Below are 19,020 nucleotides of genomic sequence, written 5' to 3' on the forward strand. Positions count from 1 at the left end.
AGGATCTGAATTGATCGCTTTTAAACAATTTTTTGGCAATTTTACCTGACTATACCTTGCTGAGAGTGAAAAACCTGTCCAAGGTTTTCACTCTTGAAGGCTAAGGCTTCATTTAACCCGTATTCTGCATGCCACTTGCGATACCCGCCATGGTTATCATAAGCGCTTTACTCACTTTTTTGTTATCAGACGTTTGTCTACTACGGTAGAGTAATTCTGCTTGCAGGTAATGTAACGGATCTATGTAAGGGTTACGAACATCAATTGACTGACGTATGGTTTGATTATCCTCTATCAAACGCTCTTGCTCTTTCAGCTCAATAATCAGTGAACTTACTTTTTGCAGCTTATTACGCAATAAACGCCCTAATGGTTTTAGCTCTTCAGGCACAAGACGTTTTTCATAATATTCGGCTATTTCAGGCTCTGCCTTAGCAAGTACCATATCTAACATATCAAGATAAGCGGAGAAGAAAGGCCACTCTTCTCGCATCTGTCTTAATTTCTCTAAGTGTCCCGAATCAACCGCTTGCTGCAACGCACTTTCAGCACCTAGCCAAGCAGGTAACATCAAGCGTATTTGCATCCAAGCAAAAATCCAAGGAATGGCACGTAAACTTTCGACGCCACCATCACTTTTACGACGAGCAGGTCGAGAACCTAATGGCAACTCTGCCAATTCCTGCTCTGGTGTAATAGCTCTAAAGTAAGGCACGAAGTCTTCATGGCCTCGAACTATGCTGCGATATTGATTCATACCTATCTCAGCCATTTCATCCATAACAGCGCGCCATTCTTCTTTTGGCGCCTCTGCAGGCATCAATGTCGCTTCCAACACAGCAGAGCAATAAAGCTCTAAAGACCGTACTGCGATATCTGGAATACCAAATTTAAAGCGAATCATCTCACCTTGCTCTGTCACTCGAATAGAACCATTCACAGAACCTGGAGGTTGAGACAAAATAGCAACATGCGCAGGACCACCACCACGACCAACTGTACCACCACGACCATGGAACAAAGTCAGGCGCACACCATGCTTATGACACAAATCTGTTAGCGCTTCTTGAGCTCGATACTGCCCCCAAGTTGCCGCAATTTGTCCTGCATCTTTCGCAGAATCAGAGTAACCAATCATGACTTCTTGCTGGCCATCAATATAAGCCTTATACCAAGGCATAGAGAAAAGTTGCTCAATTGTCGGCTGGGCATTATCAAGGTCTGCGAGTGTTTCAAATAAAGGTACAATACGCATTTTCTGGACGACGCCACTCTCTTGCAATAAAAGAGCAACGGCCAAAACATCAGAAGGCGCGCTAGCCATAGAGATCACATAAGAGCCAAATGAACTGGCATCACCATCCGCTATCATGGCAAAAGTATCTAAGACTTCTTTAACTTCAGGCGTTGTCACCCAATCACGGGGCAACAATGGGCGCTTAGAGTTTAATTCAGTTAACAAAAATGCTTGGCGTGATGCTTCATCCCATTCGGCATAATCACCAACACCATAAAAACGAGTAATCGCAGATAGTGCATCAATATGACGCGATGCATCTTGCCTTACATCCAGTTTAACTAGACTCAAACCAAAAGTGGCTGCACAACGAATCAAATCTAGCAGGCGACCATTAGCAATTACCTTCATGCCACAATCAATCAAAGATTGGTGGCAAAGCACCAGATCATCATGTAATTGTTTACTATCTAAAAGAATATTTTCACGACTCGCAGGTTCACCTTTAATACAAGCTTGAGCCCAGTCGCGAGTTGCGATCATTTTATTTTCAAGGTTTCGTAGAATTTCACGATAAGGCTGAGTGCTTTCGCCAACTCTATCTCTTAAAGCCTGATTACATTCGGACATAGAGAACTCAGAACGCAGGACATTTAAATCTTTTATATAAAGATCTGCCGCCATCCAGCGAGCCAGCAAGCTCACTTCTTTCGTCACCTTAGCTGTCACATTAGGATTACCGTCTCTATCACCGCCCATCCAAGTCGCAAACTTAACAGGCGCCAAATCCATAGGCATTAAAGCCCCATCTAAGTGACGGCTAAATTGTTGCTCTAATTGACGATAAAAGCGTGGAATTGCTTGCCACAAAGATTGCTCAATAACAGCAAAGCCCCATTTAGCTTCATCAACTGGCGTCGGTCTTTGATCACGGATTTCATCCGTATGCCAAGCCTGCGTAATAATTTCACTTAAGCGACGTACATGAATATCTTCTTCAAGCGGAAGAATATTATCTTTATCTAGCGCTTCAAGTTCAGAGGAAATGTTGTCATATTTTTGAATAAGGGAACGACGTACTACTTCTGTTGGGTGTGCGGTTAAAACAAGCTCTATGGACTGCTCTTTCAAGGTTGAAAGAATACTTTCCTGACTGTGACCATTATCATGCAGTCGAGTAAGCAAGTCACCAACTGGGTTTTGGTATACACCTAAGCTCTCATTTGTGCGACGTCTATGCACCCTATGATATTGCTCAGCAATATTTGATAGATTAAGGAATTGGTTAAAAGCACGAGCAACAGGTACTATCTCATCATCGTTCAACGCCTCAAGCGCTGCAATCAAAGGGGCTGAATCGCCTGCCTGTCGACCTTCTTTAGATAGTCTGCGAATATCTTCAACTTGATTAAGTAAGTCTTCCCCTAAATGATTAATCATGGTTTCCCCAAGACAATCACCTAAAAGTCTCACATTTTCGCGTAACGAAGCCTGTCGATCACTCACTTAATAATCTCCCATCCATCTATGTTGCGTACATAGCATTAAAAATTTGCTTGAATTGAATGTATCTGCAACAAAATATTCATCTTGATCAATGCTGTTTTTCGATCAATTTATTGGCTTTTATAAGCCTTCTGATTTGGCCTGATCCCAGTATTTATCGAGCTCAGCTAAGCCACAATCATCTAATTTTTTGCCTTGTTCTTGCAGCAAGCTTTCAATTCTAGCAAATCGACGACAAAATTTCTGGTTTGTTAAGCTAACAGCTTGTTCTGGATCTTGTTTAACATGTCTAGCAAGGTTTGCCATGACAAACAACAAGTCCCCGAGCTCTTCTTGAATATGACCATTATCGCGCTCTTCAATGGCTTCTTCTAGCTCATCCAGTTCTTCTCGAATTTTTGCAAAAACAGGCTTAACATCTGGCCAATCAAAACCAACTTTAGCTGCTTTTTTTTGCAGTTTTACTGCCCTTTGCATAGGAGGCATCTTTGCGGGGATAGAGTCAAGCAGACCCGTTTTCGTATCCTGCGGTTTTAACGCTTTTTCTTGCTGTTTGATCACTTGCCATTGTTCAGCAATTTCAGCATCCGTTAAACTACTTTGAGTGCCAAAACTTGAAAGCTGGCCATCAGGAAAGACATGAGGATGTCGACGTAACATTTTACTGGTAATGCCAGCGACAACATCATCAAAGTTAAAGGCTTCTTTCTCATTTGCTATCTGAGCATGGAAAACAACCTGAAATAACAAATCGCCCAACTCTTCTTTTAAATGAGCCAAGTCTTTAGACTCTATCGCATCAACAACTTCATAGGCCTCTTCTGTTAAATAAGGGACAAGGCTGTCATGGGTTTGCTTTAAGTCCCAAGGGCAACCCTTTTCAGGAGCCCTAAGGTTTGCCATTAAGGTTAATAAATCATCTAGTTTATGACTCACTTCTCTCGCTCACGATAAACGTTCAAAACATTAGGTAGCTGATTAATACGATGCAATAACTTACTTAATATATCTAGCTCACCTACTTCAATCGTAAAACGAATCAAGGCGGTATTACTTTCTTTCGTTGAGATCGTATTCATGGATAGAAGATTCACCTTTTCATTAGCGAGAAGGTTAGTAATGTCCCTAAGCAGGCCAGTTCTATCATAAGCTTCTATCTGAATGTTGACAGGATAGAGGTTACCAGACTCTTCGCCCCAGCTCACTTCAACCACACGCTCCGGCTCATCAACTTGTAACTGCACCATGTTAATACAATCTTGGCGATGAACGGATACACCTCTACCTTGCGTAATAAAGCCTAAAATCTCATCACCCGGAATCGGCGTACAGCATTTCGCCATACTAGTGAGCAGCTTACCTACGCCACGAATATGAACATCACTTTGATCCGCATCATGCTGACTTTTACGCAAACGTGGTGGGTGCTCTTTATCACCATCCAAACCATAAACATCTTCAATACGACGAAGAATACGCGCTATCTGGATATCACCTGCGCCTATACCAACATAAAACTCTTCCTTGCTAGCATACTTGCACTTTTCAGCTATGAGTTGTAAGTCGATATTGGCTTCATCTATCCCAAGACGCTTAAAGTTTTGTTCTATGATCTGACGACCAGCTTGAATATTTTTATCTTTATCCTGTTTTTTAAACCAGTTTTGGATATTTGCTCTAGCTCGGTTTGTTTTCACATACCCTAAACTATTGTGTAGCCAATCACGGCTCGGACCACCTTCTTTCGTGGTTAATATCTCGACTTTGTCACCGGTTTTAAGTGGTGTGACCAAAGAAATAATACGGCCATTTACCTTGGCACCACGACAACGGTGGCCTATTTCCGTGTGTACACGATAAGCAAAATCTACCGCGGTAGAGTTTGTCGGTAAATCCACCACATGGCCATCTGGTGTAAAGAGATAAATCCTATCTTGTTCGATATCACTTCGAACTTGCTCAGACAGAGATTCAAGATCCCCTTGAACCTCATGAAAATCTAAGATGGTTCTTAACCAAGAAAGCTTTTCTTCGTACGAGCTACTATTCGAGCTTAAATCTGTACCTTTATATTTCCAGTGGGCGCACACACCAAGTTCAGCATCTTCATGCATTTTATGAGTACGAATTTGAATCTCGACAGCACGCCCATTCGGCCCAATAACCGCCGTATGCAATGACTGGTAACCGTTAGATTTTGGGTTACTGATATAATCATCAAATTCATGGGGAATCGGCTTCCAGAGAGTGTGAACTGTACCTAATACACCATAACAATCCATGGTTTTATCAACCAAAATACGCACGGCACGAACATCATAAACTTCATCAAAACCAATATTTTTACGCTTCATTTTGCGCCAAATACTATAGATGTGCTTTGCTCGTCCCATTAAATCCGCATGGATATTAATTTTTTGCAATTCCACATCTAAAGTGGAGATCACTTCATCTATATATTCTTGGCGAGCAATACGCTTTTCATCTAGCCAGGTTGCAACGCGCTTATACTCGGTTGGATATAGGTAACGGAAAGATAAGTCTTCCAACTCCCATTTGATATAACCTATGCCTAGTCTGTGTGCTAAAGGTGCATAAACACTTTGCACTTCCAAAGCCACAGCCTCACGCCTTGCGCCATCTTGATGTTTTGCTTCTTTAATTGCACATGCTCTTTCTGCTAGCTTCACCAACACAACACGCACATCATCAATGATAGACACCAGCATTTTTCGTAAAGATTCAAGCTGGTTATCACTATTACCTAGCACTTCAGCCTTTGTATCTGCGGAAAGGTTTTTTGATACCTCTCCCATGCGAATTACCCCTTCAATAATAGAGGCAACTTTACGACCAAACATGTCAGCCACTTTTTCTATGGCCAACTGATCTTCACGTACAGCTCGATACATGGCTGCTGCAAGTAAAGAGTCTTGATCTGCTCGAAAACCGGAAAGGATTTCGACCATTTCTAAACCCGCTTTAAAAGTACTTGCTTGAGGCCCCCAATAGGAGTCTTTACCCATTGCAACTTCCGCTTGACGTGATAATTCACATGCCATCCGTAATGGGACACGTGCTGAAACATCAATATTGTCGCCTAACTGCGCCATCCACAGATCAATATCCACAGACCCATCGGCTTGGGTTGGATGATCCTTACGCACTGTTACCATGTGTTCACCTTTTGCTTAGTGCTTCTTTTGTAACAACATCATGGTTTCAACATGAGCCGTCTGAGGAAACATTTCCATCATACTCACACGCTTCACTTTATAACCATGCTCTACAAGAAATTCTGCATCCCGTGCTAACGTTGCCGCGTCACAAGACACGTATAAAATAGTGTCTATTTTAAGTTTGAGTAAACTTGGTAAAAACTCAAACGCACCCGCTCTTGGCGGATCTAACAAAGCCTTTGTAAAGCCTTTTTTCAATTCACTGTGAGTCACTTTTTGAGTCAAGTCTGCACCAATAAAGGTCACATTCTCTAGCCCATTCAAACTCGCATTGCGCTCGCCATTTAGCACCATTTGCGGCTGAACTTCCACCCCAACAACCTTTGCTGCGGTTTTAGCCATTGGCAAGGAGAAGTTTCCTGCCCCGCAAAATAAATCCAAAACCTTATCTTGATCATTAAGATCTAACCACTGCAAAGCTTGGGCCACCATCTTATCATTCATAGGTTTATTCACTTGAATGAAGTCTTGTGGGTGGTAATGAATAGATAAACCTTCCAAGGTATATTGGCGTAATGATTCTTCATCACACTTAACTTTATCTAGGGACGGCGCTTGCAAATACAAGTCCCATCCATAGGAGCCTGCTCTTTCAGTCCACAAAGCCAGATCATTTACGGTTAAGTCAGCCGTTAATCGTAATAAAACAGAACAGCCTAAGTCATCTTCAAGTAGCTCAATATGACCAATAGCACTCGGCTTTTCACTTTGTGCAAGAGTCTGCCTTAAGCTAGGCATAATCGCCTGCAACTTTTCAGTCATCACAACACAGGTATCAAGGTTAACTATATCGGCAGAGGCTTTACCCCTAAACCCCATATTAACGCTACCATCTTTATTTGTTTTAACCGCCAGTCTGGCACGACGGCGATAAGCGAGAGGAGCATCAGTCAACTGCTCCATTTCACCCGTAAAATTAAGCTTACGAAGCTGCCCAGTTAACCATACTTGTTTTGCCGCAACTTGCTGAGAGTAAGACAAATGCATAAAGCAGCAGCCACCACACTGATCAAAGTGCAGGCATGTAGGCATTACCCTGTCTTCTGATGCTTGCTGAATTCGAGTCAATTTGGCTTCGTCATAACGACGATTAGATTTAAAAACTCGAGCGCTGACCTCTTCTCCAGGTAGCGCACCTGCAATGAAGGTAACCTTACCGTCAGACTTAGCAATACCTCTAGCATCATGAGTAAGACGATCTATGTGAAAAACGAGTTCAGGTCCCAGTTTAGCGGGGGAAGCGCTAGGTCTTCTTTGTTGACGAGTACGATGCTTCAAAAATTGGGCTCATTTGTATTTATTAACAACGGCGGCAATTTTACCCAAAAGCCAAGCTATCAGCTAGCTAACTTAGTGGAGATAAAGAGAAGAATTTATAAAATATCAGAGGTTTCAATGCAGTAAGCCAAAGTGATGAAACCATTTGTTATATTTTAGGGTAGAAAAACAATTTAACTTGCTCTCCACCCCAAAAGAATTAATGTCTCATAACCTAGGCGTCTAAATCTTATACCGGATTAAACACACCTGTAGATAAGTAACGATCACCACGATCACAGATGATGACCACTATCGTTGCGTTATTTACTTGCTCAGACAACTTAAGAGCGGCAGAAACAGCACCACCAGAAGAAACACCGCAGAAGACACCTTCTTTAGTTGCCAGATCACGCATCACATTTTCTGCGTCAATTTGCGCAACATCAATAATTCTATCCACACGAGTTTCGTCAAAAATACTTGGTAAGTATTCCTTAGGCCATCGTCTGATCCCCGGAATACTGGAACCTTCTTGTGGTTGTAAACCAATAATTTCAACAGCATCACTTTGAGACTTAAGGTATTTAGACACCCCCATAATGGTACCCGTAGTTCCCATAGCACTCACAAAGTGAGTAATTTCACCTTGAGTTTGCTGCCAAATTTCAGGTCCAGTTGAACTTACATGAGCATCAGGGTTATCAGGATTAGCAAATTGGTTTAATAGTTTACCTTGCCCTTTCTCTTGCATAGAGATGGCAAGATCTCTAGCCCCTTCCATACCTTCTTCTTTAGTAACAAGATGAAGTACAGCCCCATAAGCAGACATAGCAGACTTACGCTCTTCACTCATATTATCAGGCATTACGAGATGCATCTGATAACCCTTGATTGCCGCAACCATAGCCAAAGCAATACCAGTATTACCACTGGTCGCTTCTATCAAACTATCGCCAGGCTTAATATCTCCCCTTAGCTCGGCTTGAGCTATCATATTGAGAGCAGGCCTATCTTTTACAGAACCCGCTGGATTTTGACCTTCTAGCTTAAGTAGGACCTGATTCGTACTATTAGGATTTATCCTTTGAAGCTTGACCAAAGGGGTTTGACCTATTAAAGACTCGATAGTTAGATAGTTATTCATAAAAACTTCATTGACATTAATTACGTAGAACGTGAAACTTACTTTAATTCTATGATTTTATAAATCACTTATTTACACTATTGCAAGACAAAAGCGTTATATCGTTAGCGCGAAATAAAACCGGAGAAGCATCACATGCGCGAGAAGCTCAAGTTTGGACTACTCATTTCAACCCTAACCTTAGCGGGTTGTGACATGTTTGGCGGCCCTGCTGCAGACATCCCTGATGATGAATTACGTACTAAATGGCGTGAGTGTAAAACAATCAGTAATCCATCACGTACCAAGGTAATGGCATGTGAAAACTACACACGCGAATGTGATCGTCGTAAGAGAAACGGAAATTTCGCCTGCTACTAACCATTTGCTAAACCTAGCAGGTTTATAAGGTATATGACTGGCAATGAATTCAAATTTTTCTTTAAGAGTTAAAACTTTTTTTGCGATTTTTTTGCCAGTTTCCTTCCTAAGTTTGGTTATTTCACTGATTTTCATCTATGAAAGAAAAGTAGATTACCAACAACAAAACCAAAGCCAAATCGAATTTATCGCACAGCAATTTGCCATTGCCTACGAAAATGCGGCTCCTCACATAGACAACAATTTCTTACAGAAACAACTTAAAGCCAGTATTTTAAGTCCTAATATTATCTCAGCTAGAGTTTATAACGCGCAAAAAAAGCTCGTTAATGAAATAGGCAATAAGAGTACATTTACCGACCCTGAGACGCTTTTTACCAATCAAGCAGAACAGAAGTTCTCTCAATATTCCGCGCTTTCCATTACCCCCTTGTTAAGCCTTAAAACCTCATTAGAAAGTGAAGGTTTAGGACCAATTGAAAGTAATGACAAAACGCTCACAGGCTGGCTAGTCCTTGAATCCAATACGGCGGATTTCACTCTTAAAAAGTACCGATTATTCAGCTTTATGGCGATAACCCTCATTGCCTTCACCACTCTTTTTGCATTAATCGCTATAAAAATCGCCAATAAGATAGCCAACCCAGTCAACAATCTTAATCGTGTGGTTGAAAAAATCAGCTAAGGCCAGTTCAACGCCATCAAACAACTCAAACTGCCTAGAGACTATTTAGCGACAACCAAGGGTCTTGCAGAAATCAATGAGCGTCTAGAAAACAGTCAAGAAGAAATGCTAAAAAGCATAGAACAAGCAACAGAAGACATGCGCCGCAATATGGACAGTATGGAAGAGAAAAGTGCGCAGTTACATATTGCTAACCGGGAAACGAGCGAGTCAAACCGTTTAAAAACACAGTTTTTGGCTAACATGAGCCACGAGGTAAGAACCCCGCTTAATGCAATATTAGGCTATACCCAGCTATTACAGAAAGACAAACTCGACAATCAGCAGCGCCTCTATATTAATACCATAGAACAATCGACTAACAGCCTACTTGCAATCATAGGCGACATTCTCGACTTCTCTAAAATTGAAGCTGGGAAGCTGAGCCTTGAGCACTCAGAAGTGAATATTCGTGAACTCATTGATGATGTCTACCAAATACTCAGTGCCAACCTCTTAACACATAAAAAATCGGTAGACTTGATTCCAGAAGTCGCAAAAGAAGTTCCCGAATGGCTGATAGGCGACGCCATTCGAATTCGTCAAATTCTAACCAACTTAATTGGTAATGCCATCAAGTTTACTCACAATGGTTTTGTCCGCACTAAGGTAACCCTTGAGCAACAAAGAAACGGCCAACCCACCCTTTTAATTCAAGTGATAGACAGTGGCATAGGTATTCCCGAAAACAAGCTAAACAGCCTCTTTAAAGCCTTCTCTCAAGTAAACACATCAACCACAAGACAATTTGGAGGTACAGGCTTAGGTTTAGTCATCACTAAAAAACTAGTAGAACAGATGGGTGGTGAAATAGAAGTAAATAGTGAATCTGGTGTTGGCTCTAACTTCCGTTTCCGCATTAACCTGCAAAACTCAAATCGTGAAGACCAGCCACAAGAAGCCATCCATAAGAACATACTTATCTTTGAGCCTTCCAAGGGCTACCGTCATTACTTAGAAAGCTACCTAACTAGCATTCAGATTAACCCTATTTTCTGTACCACTCTAGAACACCTGATTCGTCGTTTAAATTCACGTCAAGATGAAGAAGAAATCGATGCAGTGTTGTTAAGTGTGAGCGGTGAAGATAAAGATATAGCTCAAAGCTATGAGTTGGCTGTTTATGCAAGTGAAAGCTGTAAAATACCTTGCATTTTAATGACTCAGTTACCGGGCAAAATCAACCAACACCCAGAGCTACAAAGACTCGCTTGCGATGTGTTACTCAAACCCATTAGCCATAAACAACTTTATAAGAGTCTTACATCACTTGACCAGCAACCTCTAGAGGAAACGATTAACAGCACACCAAATACAATTCCATTTAATGGTCTTAAAGTATTGGCTGTTGATGACAACCAAATCAACCTGCAACTTGTTAGCCACTGGCTCACTCCAAACAATATCGAAGTCAGCCTAGCTCACTCAGGTCAAGCAGCACTCGATTTATGCGCGAGGGAAAATTTCGACCTTATTCTTATGGATATTCAAATGCCTGAAATGGATGGCATGGAAACCACTAAACGTCTGCGTGAACATAAGAATACAACCCTAACACCTATCATTGCCCTAACTGCACACGCGCTCAATTCAGAGAAACAAGAAATCTTAAATTCAGGCATGAATGCCTATCTCACTAAGCCTGTAAACGAAAGCAAGCTGATAGAAGTTATTCAGGAATGGTGCTTCAGCCACCCCTCTGAAATAGAATCAGATAGAAGCTTAGAAGGTATTTTCGACTTGGAGAAGTCACTTTCTATTGTGAACGATCAAGTCCCTATTGCTAGAGATATGTTTAACATGCTGGCTGACTCGCTTGAGTCCGAGAAGAAGCTAATCAACCATCACTTTAAACAAGAAGAGCTAAAGAAATTAATCCAAGTCGTACATAGACTACACGGTGCATCTAAATACTGTGGCACCCCTAGCTTAACCAAGCATGCTGGTTTCTTAGAAAGCCATTTAAAAGAGCTAGGTTTAGAGGAAGTGGAAGAAGTATTACTCGACTTTATTCACGCTATTGATCAAGTACTTGAGGTAAGAAACCTCATCAAATGGCCTCAAGAATAACAAAGGCTTGAGCATAGTCTTTTTCATCACTAATACTTAAATGCCATTTAACCGGTTGATCCATCATCTGATTACCGTGAGGCTCTACATTAACAATTGGCTTTCCCATCTCATCATTACTGACTTCAATATGCTGAAAACTTAGGCCTCTACCAATACCAGTGCCTAAGGCTTTTGCAACCGCTTCTTTAGCAGCAAAACGTTTTGCGACATAAGCCGCGGCAACCTCTTCGTTATTAATACTATGGTATTTATCCATTTCACTCTGAGTAAGCAAACGCTTTAAAAAGCGCTCACCAATACGCGCGACAGAATCACGGATTCTACCTATTTCAACGATATCGGTACCAATTCCAAGAATCATAAACTATTTATTCCAATACTATTTCTATCACTAACTAAAAAACTACTGAGTTTTATCAGAGCGGAAAACAGGCACTGTATAATGACGCTCACCATGAAACTGATAGTCAGGTAACAAACGCCTAGCCACCACTTCTTTTCCTTCCAGCAAATGATCTAACCAAATTCTATGTAAGGTTTTGGCTAACCTAACAACATCCGCTTTCCCCCATAAACCTTCTGAGTAATCTAATGCCATCTGCCCACTAATAAATAAATCAGGTAGCTGCTTTGGTTTATCACCATAATAAGGTCGCAAACCAAACCTTACATCAAAGCGATACATTGCATTTGGGTCTAATACATTCCCCGTTGCCGTCATAGCCAAGTTAATACTGCTTCCTATCTCTTCAAACAAAGCGTGTTCAAAACGTCGCAACAAGGGTGCTACGGGTGCATTAGAATGTAAACTAAGAATCAGCCACTGGTAGAGCTCAAAAAAGACAGATAAAGGTAAATTTGTAGGTAAAAGCTTGAGCAAGATCTCATGCACATACATACCAGCAAAAAGACGAAGCCCCTCTAAATTTGAGGCAGGCTCTGAAGATTCAAGCACATATACCGTCTTTAGCTCAGTTCGACCTTTTAGCAAGACCTGATAACGCAAAAAAGGCCCAGGAATAACCCGAGCCTCTTTTTTTGGCAGTCGAAAAACTGCCCTTACCAGACCTGATTCAAGTGTTAACAAATCCAACAGGATTTTATTATCCTGAAAAGGCCTAGTATGTATTACATAAGCCGAAATTAGCGTATCTTTGTTATCTTGCATAACAAGACCTAATTATTGGTCCTGATAACCAAGACTTGCTAGCGCACGCTCATCATCAGACCAACCTGCTCTGACTTTAATCCACAAATTAAGCATCACTTTAGCTTGGAACATGCTCTCCATATCAACACGAGCTTCCTTACCAATTAGCTTAATTTTTTCACCCTTGTCACCAATAATAATGCGCTTTTGACCGTTACGCTCAACTAAGATCAAAGCACTAATATGTAAGGTTTCACCTTCATAGCTAAACTCTTCAATCTGAACAGCCACTTCATAAGGCACTTCCTGCCCTAATTGACGGGTAATTTTCTCACGCACAATCTCAGAGGCTAAAAAGCGAGAACTACGGTCAGTAATCTGATCTTCAGGATAGAATTGTCCGCCTTCTGGCATCATACCTTCTACTAATCGCTCTAATCTATCTAGGTTTTTCCCCCTAAGAGCAGAGATAGGAACAATTTGAGCAAAGTTCATCAACTCAGATAACTTAGCCAAAGTAGGTAGCAAGTTATCTTTTTCCTCTAGCTTATCAACCTTATTTACAACCAATACAACAGGGCAACGAGCAAGCTTAACCTTCTCTAATACAGACTGATCTTCTTGAGTCCAACGCTCAGCATCAATCACAAATAAAATAGCATCAACATCGGCTAATGCAGACGACGCCGTTTTATTCATGAAACGGTTAATCGCTTTTGCTTCACCTAAATGCATACCAGGCGTATCGACATAAATAGTTTGCACATGCCCCTGGCTTTTTACACCCAAAATTTGCTGGCGAGTAGTCTGAGGCTTACGTGATGTAATACTCAGTTTTTGACCTAATACATGGTTCAATAAGGTCGATTTACCCACATTAGGTCGACCTACAATCGCCACATAACCACAGTGAGTGATATCTAACTCTGGCTCGTCATAGTCCTCTGTGGACTCTCCAGCAGCCATTTGGCTAAAGTCAAAGTTATCTAGATCAATACCACCATCATCTTCAATAGCAGGATTCTCAATATTATCCTGATCTTCTGGTAAATCGTCTTTAGGCATTTTCTTGCTCCAACATAGCTAAGGCTTGTGTTGCTGCTTTTTGCTCTGCAATTCGACGACTGTTTCCTTTACCTTCAATCGGATCAGCAAATAACTCTATTACACAATGTACATAAAAGGTTTGATCATGGGGCTCACCCAAAACCTCAATCACTTCGTACTGAGGTAAAGCATGCTTGCGTGCTTGTAAATATTCTTGCAAACGGGTTTTCGCATCCTTAGTAACAACTTTTAAAGAGGTGGCATTCAAACGTGACTCATACCAGCTCAAAATACGCTCGCTGCAAGAGTCCATACCTGCATCTAAAAATATAGCACCGATAATACCTTCAACCGCATCTTCTAAAATAGAATCACGACGAAAGCCACCACTTTTTAATTCACCGGCACCTAGTTTAAGGTAATCACCCAATTTAAATTCACGGGCAATTTCAGCCAGAGTTTCACCTTTAACTAAAGAAGCACGTAAGCGACTCAGCTCACCTTCTTTTGCCTTAGGAAAACGATGAAATAAGTCTTCGGCAATGACATAGTTCAAAATGGAGTCACCTAGAAACTCTAGCCTTTCATTATTTTTACCACCAAAACTACGGTGAGTAAGCGCCAGCTCTAGTAACCCTAGGTCAGCAAAAAAGTAACCCAACTGCCGACACAATTTTTGATAAGAGGAACTCAAAATATCTCCAAACTACTATTCAATCGAACCATTATTTTTAAAATTAGGTACGCTTAAGAATTTATTCCAATGCATCCAAATATAAAAGGCACGGCCCTTCATATACTCTTCTGGTACAAAGCCCCAAACACGGCTATCAGAACTATTATCACGATTGTCCCCAACAGCAAAATAATGCCCTTCAGGTACAACCCAATCACCCTTTAGGTTAATTGCACGCATTGTTTTATAAATTTCGTGTTCAACACCCAATAAGTCTTCTTTAAACTGAGTAACAGGAATACCTTGATTCTTTTCAGAAGGTGATAAATCAGCCTGAAACTCTTCACCTATCAACTTACCATTAATGGTCAAACGCTTATCATGATAACTAATCGTATCACCTGGCAAACCAATTAAGCGTTTAATATAGTTAACACTTGGATCTTTCGGATATTTAAAAACAATCACATCACCACGTTTCGGCTCAGTTGTTGCTATGAGCTGAGTATTAGTAACTGGTAAACGTATCCCGTAATCAAACTTATTCACCAAGATAAAGTCACCCACTTCTAGCGTCGGTAACATTGAACCTGATGGAATTTGGAAAGGCTCTACAACAAAAGAGCGTAAACCAAAAATCACAGCAACAATGACAAAATAAGACTTAATTTCAGTTACCCACTTAGGAGTACCCGCCATACTGTCTTTCACTTCTTTTGGTATTGCAGAGCATGCTTCTGGAGATAAATCATTTAGCGCAGCAACACGCTTTGGATAAAAGGCAACTCTATCGTATACCCAAACAACAGCAGTCAAAACAAAGGCTGCCGCTAGGATAATCTCAAAATCAAACGCCATAAATTGTCCTTAATATAAACCCCATTCATTGGCTGAACAGGGTCTATTTCATTTTTTAGTTAGCAATTAGCTCGCTGTTTTTAAGTATCTTTTAGCTATCCACTTTTAAAACAGCTAAGAATGCAGATTGAGGTACTTCAACATTACCTACCTGCTTCATACGCTTTTTACCTTCTTTCTGCTTCTGTAGAAGTTTCTTCTTACGACTCACATCACCACCGTAACATTTCGCCGTTACGTTTTTACGTAAGGCTTTTACTGTCGTACGAGAAATTACTTTAGCGCCTAATGCCGCCTGAATTGCCACATCAAACATTTGACGAGGAATCAACTCTTTCATTTTTTCACACAGAATACGGCCTTTATACAAGACATTATCCTTATGCATGATAAGCGCAAGCGCATCGACACGGTCGCCATTAATAAGGACATCAAGACGCACTAAAGGTGCCGCACTATAATGACTAAAACTGAAATCGAGGGAAGCAAAACCACGACTACATGACTTAAGTCGGTCAAAGAAGTCCAAAACAACTTCATTCATAGGGAGTTCGTAGTTCAAAGAAACTTGATTACCCACATAAAGCATATCTTTCTGAATACCACGTTTTTCAACACATAAGGTAATCACGTTACCTAGGTATTCTTGCGGCACTAAAATATTCGCTTCAACCATAGGTTCACGCATTTCGCGGATATTACCTGGATCAGGCATCTTAGATGGGCTATCTATCATGATAACCTCACCATTGTTAAGCTCGACTTCAAACACTACGGTTGGCGCTGTAGTAATCAGATCCATGTCGTATTCACGTTCAAGACGCTCTTGAATAATTTCCATGTGCAGCATACCTAAGAAACCACAGCGGAAACCAAACCCTAGGGCGTCAGATGTTTCTGGCTCGAAGAACAAAGAAGCATCATTCAGAGTAAGCTTGTTCAAAGCTTCACGAAAATCTTCATAATCATCAGAGCTTACAGGAAAAAGACCTGCATAAACCTGAGGTTTTACCTTCTTAAAACCATCAAGCTGAGGGATATCTTTCGTTGCCAAATGTGTAATGGTATCACCCACAGGGGCACCGTGAATGTCTTTAATACCAGAGACAACATAGCCTACTTCACCTGCACGCAAAATGCCGGTTTCAGTACGTTTAGGAGTAAAGATACCCACCATGTCCACTGGGTAAGATTGGCCTGTAGACTTGATCACAATCTTATCTTTTTTCTTAATGGTACCTTCTTTAACACGTACCAAAGAAACAACACCTAGATAGTTATCAAACCAAGAATCAATAATTAGTGCTTGTAGAGGGCCATCAACATCACCTTCTGGTGGTGGCACTTCACCAATCAGGCGCTCAAGCACGTCATTAACACCCATGCCTGTTTTCGCTGAACAGGTAACAGAACCATGGGCATCAATCCCAATGATATCTTCGATTTCATCACACACACGCTCAGGTTCAGCCTGTGGCAAATCAATTTTGTTCAGTACAGGCATTACTTCTAGGCCTTGCTCTAGCGCTGTATAACAGTTAGCAACAGATTGAGCTTCTACACCTTGAGCAGCATCAACGACTAACAAAGCCCCTTCACAGGCTGCCAAAGAACGAGACACCTCATAAGAGAAATCAACGTGTCCAGGCGTATCGATAAAGTTTAACTGATAGGTTTCACCATCTTGCGCCTTGTAATCCAAGGTCACACTTTGTGATTTGATCGTGATACCACGCTCACGTTCAATATCCATGGAATCAAGTACTTGAGCTTCCATTTCTCGCTCACTCAAACCACCACAGTTTTGAATAAAACGGTCAGCAAGCGTAGATTTACCATGGTCGATATGGGCGATAATAGAAAAGTTACGTATATGTTTTAACTGTTTAGAAGACACTTATTTCTCACACTTAATAAAGCGATACACAAAGAGCAGGTGTTGATAAGTCATTTAATACAAATCAGTGACAAGCTTAAAAAACTTATCGACACCTTCTCCGGATAGAATTTTGAAGCATTCTACCCAATTTAGCCCCAGGACTCCATTTTATTTGCAGCTTCTAAGGCCTTTAATTTCCTAGCTTTTACATCCTTAAAGTAAAAAACCACGGCTTAACAAGAGACTAGAAAAATTAGAGGAAAATTTGATCGCAAAGAGAAAGGAAACCAAGTGATACAACAAGGTAGGATAACCCAAGCCCTAATGATAAGAGCTTGAGCAAAACCAGCCAGTCACGCTAAGACTAGGAATACATATGAAGAAGCCAACCATAACAGGAACAAAAAGTTAACGTAGAGCAATTTACGTCTTCAACCTACTATGACAGACAAATCTAGCCTCCCTCATTTAATACATTTTAAAAACATGAAGTCTATCAATTATTAAAAGTAATAATACAAAATAACAAAGCCGACTCTTAGATAAATCACAATCAACTTTTCATTCAAAATCACCATATATGGTGACTCATTGATTGCAGCATTAGCCCTACAATCAAGTAAAAGCAAGTTCACCTAAAATCAACAAGTTATTTCTCTTTAAAACACTTAAAAGAAGAATAGTAAGCAACATGAAGAGCCTTTTCAAAAACAGAATAGATTTTCTAAATAATATATCAATTAATCAAAACACCAATATTATTTCGTAATCAAGAAACAATACTTGGTTTCAATATCAATTTTTAAATTAAAAACATGGACTAACATGCTCAATTATAAAGACACCATATCGTCAACTACAGTTTTCAATTTAATTGAATCAAGCACCTCACTTTCAATAATCAACCCTAGAAAAATACAACTTGATAAAAACTTTTTCCTAAACCCTGAAAAAAGAGTAAGCGAAAGTATTCTAATCAATCTTTGGAAAAATTTAGAAGAAAACTCTAACATGACTAATTATGCAGCCTTATTGGGTGAGTATATTCCAACAACTACACGCTGCTTAGTTACAAGCCTAGCTTCTCAATGCGGAACATTGTCAGAGGCTCTTGAGAGTTATACAAAATATATAGACTGGATAAACCCTTCTCTTAAATGCACTTTAAGCTATGACAGAAATTACACTTATATCTATTTCTCATTAAATAAAAGCAAAGGCTATCCAAATTCAGCCATAATCAAGAGCATGAGTAATGTAATTCATTGGGCCAGAAAATCATCAAACTCTAACATTGAGCTCAATACTGTCACTTTCGACTTTATTGCACCACCTTTCAGTGATTTATTAAGACAAACCTTTGGTAAAAATATAAAGTTTTCAAAAAAATTCAATATGATAAAAATTGAATCCAGTGCATTAGATAAAAAACTTTCAAACCATAACCCAAACATCAAACAATTAATAGAAAAAAGCATAATTGAAAGAAAGGCTGATTACATAAAAGACTTTGAAAAAAAACAAATCATTAATAAAGAGTTCATATTAAAAATCATCGAAAACTTATTATCTGAAAACAAAGCTAATATTGAATACGTTTGTATTAAGCTATCAATCAGTCGTCAAACACTCTATAGAAGATTAAAAAAAGAAAATACTCATTTTAAAGAACTTATCAATATGGTCAGAAAGAAGAGATCAAAAGAGCTTTTAGATCTAAACAATTTAACTACAACAGACATTAGTGAGCGGCTTGGTTACAAAGAAATTAGTAGTTTTTATTCAGCCTTTAAAGTCTGGTATGGCATAACAGTTAAAGAATATAAAGCTAATCTAAGATCAAGCTATTAACTTGCTTTTAAGTATC

The 19,020-nt window shown here is 40.1% G+C and carries 15 protein-coding genes; 4 read left to right on the top strand and 11 right to left on the bottom strand.

What is annotated here, in order from left to right; translation table 11 throughout:
• Window positions 1–112 precede the first annotated feature (112 nt).
• The 5 genes from ppc to cysM form a co-directional block, all read right to left on the bottom strand.
• The gene (ppc, locus tag OA91_RS19090) at window positions 113–2,743 is read right to left on the bottom strand and encodes a phosphoenolpyruvate carboxylase (protein ID WP_063336831.1); all 2,631 of its coding nucleotides are present in this window, start codon (window positions 2,741–2,743) and stop codon (window positions 113–115) included.
• Window positions 2,744–2,863: 120 nt separating this feature from the next.
• Window positions 2,864–3,679, bottom strand: coding sequence for a nucleoside triphosphate pyrophosphohydrolase (gene mazG, locus OA91_RS19095; RefSeq protein ID WP_082828019.1), 816 nt, complete (start codon window positions 3,677–3,679; stop codon window positions 2,864–2,866).
• Window positions 3,676–5,919: a GTP diphosphokinase gene (gene relA, locus OA91_RS19100; protein ID WP_046018573.1), complete on the bottom strand. Its 2,244-nt coding sequence runs from the start codon at window positions 5,917–5,919 to the stop codon at window positions 3,676–3,678. The genes mazG and relA overlap by 4 nt, the downstream gene beginning before the upstream one ends.
• 15 nt (window positions 5,920–5,934) lie before the next feature.
• Window positions 5,935–7,260 (bottom strand): 23S rRNA (uracil(1939)-C(5))-methyltransferase RlmD, encoded by a 1,326-nt coding sequence (gene rlmD / locus OA91_RS19105; protein ID WP_082828020.1) that lies wholly within the window; start codon window positions 7,258–7,260, stop codon window positions 5,935–5,937.
• 229 nt (window positions 7,261–7,489) lie between these two features.
• On the bottom strand, window positions 7,490–8,386 hold the full coding sequence (cysM, locus tag OA91_RS19110; RefSeq protein WP_063336830.1) for a cysteine synthase CysM: 897 nt from the start codon (window positions 8,384–8,386) through the stop codon (window positions 7,490–7,492).
• A gap of 135 nt (window positions 8,387–8,521) precedes the next feature.
• Here cysM and OA91_RS19115 point away from each other — a divergent pair, with 135 nt between their 5' ends.
• The 3 genes from OA91_RS19115 (at window position 8,522) to OA91_RS19120 (ending at window position 11,540) form a co-directional block, all read left to right on the top strand.
• The gene (locus OA91_RS19115; RefSeq protein WP_046018571.1) at window positions 8,522–8,746 is read left to right on the top strand and encodes a hypothetical protein; all 225 of its coding nucleotides are present in this window, start codon (window positions 8,522–8,524) and stop codon (window positions 8,744–8,746) included.
• A gap of 43 nt (window positions 8,747–8,789) precedes the next feature.
• A complete protein-coding gene (locus tag OA91_RS24610; protein WP_231870413.1) occupies window positions 8,790–9,431 on the top strand; it encodes a hypothetical protein in 642 nt (213 codons plus the stop codon).
• A 105-nt stretch (window positions 9,432–9,536) separates the two neighbouring features.
• Window positions 9,537–11,540, top strand: a complete 2,004-nt coding sequence (locus OA91_RS19120) for a response regulator (protein ID WP_231870414.1) — start codon at window positions 9,537–9,539, stop codon at window positions 11,538–11,540.
• Here the strand turns inward: OA91_RS19120 and acpS are convergent.
• The 6 genes from acpS to lepA all read right to left on the bottom strand — a co-directional run bounded on the left by acpS (window position 11,521) and on the right by lepA (window position 17,171).
• A complete protein-coding gene (gene acpS, locus OA91_RS19125; RefSeq protein ID WP_063336828.1) occupies window positions 11,521–11,904 on the bottom strand; it encodes a holo-ACP synthase in 384 nt (127 codons plus the stop codon). The genes OA91_RS19120 and acpS overlap by 20 nt on opposite strands.
• A gap of 42 nt (window positions 11,905–11,946) precedes the next feature.
• The gene (gene recO, locus OA91_RS19130; RefSeq protein WP_063336827.1) at window positions 11,947–12,711 is read right to left on the bottom strand and encodes a DNA repair protein RecO; all 765 of its coding nucleotides are present in this window, start codon (window positions 12,709–12,711) and stop codon (window positions 11,947–11,949) included.
• 12 nt (window positions 12,712–12,723) lie between these two features.
• Window positions 12,724–13,659, bottom strand: a complete 936-nt coding sequence (era, locus tag OA91_RS19135) for a GTPase Era (protein WP_046018662.1) — start codon at window positions 13,657–13,659, stop codon at window positions 12,724–12,726.
• 91 nt (window positions 13,660–13,750) lie between these two features.
• A complete protein-coding gene (rnc, locus tag OA91_RS19140) occupies window positions 13,751–14,434 on the bottom strand; it encodes a ribonuclease III (RefSeq protein ID WP_046018567.1) in 684 nt (227 codons plus the stop codon).
• A gap of 15 nt (window positions 14,435–14,449) precedes the next feature.
• Window positions 14,450–15,274, bottom strand: a complete 825-nt coding sequence (gene lepB, locus OA91_RS19145) for a signal peptidase I (RefSeq protein WP_063336826.1) — start codon at window positions 15,272–15,274, stop codon at window positions 14,450–14,452.
• Between the two features lie 91 nt (window positions 15,275–15,365).
• Window positions 15,366–17,171, bottom strand: coding sequence for a translation elongation factor 4 (lepA, locus tag OA91_RS19150; RefSeq protein WP_046018565.1), 1,806 nt, complete (start codon window positions 17,169–17,171; stop codon window positions 15,366–15,368).
• A gap of 765 nt (window positions 17,172–17,936) precedes the next feature.
• Between lepA and OA91_RS19155 the strand changes: the two genes are divergently transcribed.
• On the top strand, window positions 17,937–19,004 hold the full coding sequence (locus OA91_RS19155; protein ID WP_157203767.1) for a helix-turn-helix domain-containing protein: 1,068 nt from the start codon (window positions 17,937–17,939) through the stop codon (window positions 19,002–19,004).
• The last annotated feature ends 16 nt before the right edge of the window (window positions 19,005–19,020 follow it).

This window comes from Marinomonas sp. SBI8L, assembly GCF_001624705.1.
Classification (GTDB): domain Bacteria; phylum Pseudomonadota; class Gammaproteobacteria; order Pseudomonadales; family Marinomonadaceae; genus Marinomonas.